The following is a 2,769-nucleotide window of genomic DNA, read 5'->3' as shown; positions in this document are numbered from 1 at the left end:
CTGGCAGGATGGGCGGATGAGTGACCACCCCCACCCGACGCCGGCCGTCGCGATCAGCGGCCTGGGCAAGCGCTACGGAGCGATCAAGGCCGTCGACGGGCTGAGCATGACGGTGCCGGACGGCGGCGTGCACGGCTTTCTGGGCCCCAACGGTTCGGGCAAGACCACCACGATCCGGATGCTGCTCGGACTGATCCCCGCCGACGCCGGCACCATGCGGCTGTTCGGTGAGCCGGTGCCCGCACGGCTGCCGCAGGTGATCGACAAGGTCGGCGCGATCGTCGAGCAGCCGAAGTTCTTCGACACCTTCTCGGCCCGCAAGAACCTGGCGTTGCTGGCCCAGGCGATCGGCGCACCGCTGTCCCGGGTCGCGGAGGTGATCGACCAGGTCGGCCTGACCGGACGCGAGCGCGGCGACTTCCGCACCTACTCGCTGGGCATGAAGCAGCGGCTGGCGGTCGCCGCCACCCTGCTCAAGGATCCGCAGCTGTTGATCTTCGACGAGCCGACCAACGGTCTCGACCCGCAGGGCATCCACGACTTCCGGGCCACAGTGCGGCAGTTGGCCGATGCCGGCAAGACGGTGCTGGTCTCCAGCCACATCCTGGCCGAGGTGCAGCAGGTCGCCGACACGGTGACCATCATCGCCCGCGGCCAGACGCTGGCCGAAGGACCGGTGGCCACTCTGCTGGCGGCCGGCAGCGACCCCGTCCGAGTCGTCGTCGCCGATCCGCTGCGCGCGTCCGAGATCCTGCGGACGGCGGGCCTGGCCGTGCAGCCGTCCGGTCCGGGACTGCTGGTCACCAGGCCGGACGGCCCGCTCGACCCGGCGCTGGTGGCGCGGGTGCTGGGCGAGCAGGGGCTCTGGGTGAGTGAGCTGAGCGTCCAGCGCCGCAACCTGGAACAGCTGTACCTGGAAGTCACCGGCCCGGTCGGCGGTGCGGCATGAGCCGGCTGATCGGTGCCGAACTGAACCGCTGGTTCAGCCGCCGGCTGGTCTGGGTGGTGTTCGCCGCCAGTGTGCTGCTCACCCTGCTGGTGGTGGCCGGGACCGCCTACAGCGCCCGTCCGATGTCGAGCCAGGAGCTCGCCTACGCCGAGCAGCAGTACACCGAGATGAAGCAGGAGGCCGAACGCGAGGCGCAGCAATGCCTGCGCGACGGCGGCACCGCCGAGGAATGTGCCTCCTGGACCCCTGAACGTTCCGACTTCGTCCGTGAGCCGCCGCCGTATGCGGCGCTGGCCGGCGGGATGGCGCAGGCCGGCACGATGATCGCCGCCTACGCGGCGCTGCTGGCCGGGGCGTCCTTCATCGGTGCCGAGTTCAAGACCGGCAACATCGGCACCTGGCTCACCTACGTCCCCTCGCGGCTACCGGTGCTGGTGAGCAAAGCGGTGGCCGCTGCGGTGGGCGTGACGCTGCTCGGGGTGGCGGTGATCGGCCTGTTCCAGGCGGGCGCGGCGGGCATCGTGCTGGCCTGGGCTGAGCCGGGCGCCCTGCAACCGGCGGCCGAAGCCTGGGCGATGGCCGGACGGGGCCTGCTACTGGTGCTGATCGCCGGCCTGGTCGGCTTCGCCCTGGCCGGCCTGTTCGGCAGCACGGTGGGTCCGGTCGGATTGCTGCTCGGCCTGATGGTGCTGCAGTGGGCGATCGGCCTGATCGCCCTGGTGATGGGCGGATCGGCGTGGCTGCAGGCGGCGCTGCCCGACCCGAATATTCAGGCCTTCCTCGCCGGCAGCACCGAGATCGCCTACGCCGAGCGGGGCCCGAACGGGGCGATGGTCGAGGCCACCTACACCCTCGGCCTGGGCCAGGCGTCGGCCTATCTGGGCGGCCTGCTCGCCGTGGTGCTGGCATTGGCCGGCTGGCGCTTCACCACCCGCGAGATCCGCTAGGCGCTAGGTTCACGCTATGTACACGCTGCGCGACGAACTGATCGGCACCCTCGACGAGATCCGCTCCGCCGGGTTGTACAAGACCGAACGTGAGATCGGCACCCCGCAGTCGGCGCACATCGCCACCGACGGTGGGCAGTCGCTGAACTTCTGCGCCAACAACTATCTCGGGCTCGCCGATCACCCGGACGTGGTCGCGGCCGCCCATGCCGGCCTCGACCGGTGGGGGTTCGGGATGGCGTCGGTGCGGTTCATCTGCGGCACCCAGACGCAGCACCGCGAACTGGAACGGCGGCTGGCGAGCTTCCTGGGCACCGGCGACGCGATCCTGTACTCGTCGTGCTTCGACGCCAACGGCGGCGTCTTCGAGACCCTGTTCTCCGAGGGCGACGCCATCATCTCCGACGAGCTGAACCACGCCTCGATCATCGACGGCGTCCGGCTCAGCAAGGCGGCCCGCTTCCGCTACCGCAACGCCGATCTCGCCGACCTGGAACGCCAGCTGCAGGCGGCGTCCGGTGCCCGCCGGAAGGTGATCGTCACCGACGGCGTGTTCTCGATGGACGGCAGCTACGCCCCGCTGCCCGGCATCTGCGACCTGGCCGACGCCCACGGCGCCCTGGTCTTCGTGGACGACTCGCACGCCGTCGGTTTCGTCGGTGAGCACGGACGCGGCACGCCCGAACTGTTCGGTGTCGCCGACCGGGTCGACATCCTCTCCGGCACGCTCGGCAAGGCCCTGGGCGGGGCGTCCGGCGGCTACATCGCGGCGCACGCCGAGATCGTCGAGCTGCTGCGGCAACGGTCGCGTCCCTACCTGTTCAGCAACTCGGTGGCGCCGTCGGTGGTGGCGGGTTCGCTGCAGGCGCTGGA

3 protein-coding genes are annotated in these 2,769 nt (G+C 70.7%); all 3 read left to right on the top strand.

Features of this window, described 5'->3' with window-relative positions:
* Positions 1–16 precede the first annotated feature (16 nt).
* On the top strand, positions 17–949 hold the full coding sequence (locus tag Q0066_RS03835) for an ATP-binding cassette domain-containing protein (RefSeq protein ID WP_298130230.1): 933 nt from the start codon (positions 17–19) through the stop codon (positions 947–949).
* On the top strand, positions 946–1,896 hold the full coding sequence (locus Q0066_RS03830; RefSeq protein ID WP_298130228.1) for a hypothetical protein: 951 nt from the start codon (positions 946–948) through the stop codon (positions 1,894–1,896). Before Q0066_RS03835 ends, Q0066_RS03830 begins: the two co-directional genes overlap by 4 nt.
* A gap of 25 nt (positions 1,897–1,921) precedes the next feature.
* A partial coding sequence (locus Q0066_RS03825; RefSeq protein WP_298130232.1) for a glycine C-acetyltransferase occupies positions 1,922–2,769 on the top strand: 848 nt, incomplete at its 3' end.

Source organism: Micropruina sp. (genome assembly GCF_027492755.1).
GTDB lineage: Bacteria > Actinomycetota > Actinomycetes > Propionibacteriales > Propionibacteriaceae > Micropruina.
This window is presented reverse-complemented; position numbering and strand designations above follow the sequence as displayed.

Bases quoted from the DNA above. Each gene is read 5' to 3' on its own strand.
- Q0066_RS03830 (WP_298130228.1), top strand. From the start codon at position 946: ATGAGCCGGCTGATCGGTGCCGAACTGAACCGCTGGTTCAGCCGCCGG.
- Q0066_RS03835 (WP_298130230.1), top strand. From the start codon at position 17: ATGAGTGACCACCCCCACCCGACGCCGGCCGTCGCGATCAGCGGCCTG.